Origin of the sequence: Nitrospirillum amazonense, assembly GCF_029594735.1 — a bacterium.
Classification (GTDB): domain Bacteria; phylum Pseudomonadota; class Alphaproteobacteria; order Azospirillales; family Azospirillaceae; genus Nitrospirillum; species Nitrospirillum amazonense.
On the sequence record NZ_JARPAF010000003.1, the window covers coordinates 339,730 to 340,192 of the forward strand.

The 463-nt window shown below is 72.6% G+C and carries 1 protein-coding gene; it reads left to right on the forward strand.

The genetic code is table 11. The annotated features are described in order from the left end of the window. Nucleotides 1-463, forward strand: a 463-nt coding sequence (locus P5F91_RS19850) for a hypothetical protein (protein ID WP_277908041.1), incomplete at both ends; no start/stop codon positions are given.

Here is a 463-nt window from a genome sequence, read left to right on the forward strand (position 1 = left end):
CGGCACGGTGGGCGGCTTCTCGGGCGGCACCATTCGCAACAGCCTGAGCAACCTGGCCTTCGCCAGCGGTGCCGTCAGCCTGGCCGATGCCATCGACGTGACGGGCCACACGGTCAGCAACACGGGCGCCAGCCTGACCCTGGCCGGCGACGTGGCGGTGACGGGCGCCTACAGCCAGACGGCGGGCACGCTGGCGGTGTCTGGCCATGTCCTGTCGGTCAGCGGGGCGGCGCAGGTGACGGGCGGGGTGGTCGATGCCGGGATGAGCGGCACGGCCAACTACCTGGCGGGCGACAGCGTCACCCTGATCCGGGGCGGCGACGGTTCCACCTACACCGGGGCCACGGTGGTCAGCGGCCTGACCGGCCTGGACGCGCTGGGGTCCACCAGCGGCAGCAACTTGGCAGCCGTGGCGGGCAACGACTACATCGGCGCCAGCCTGGCCACGCTCAGTGTCACGGGC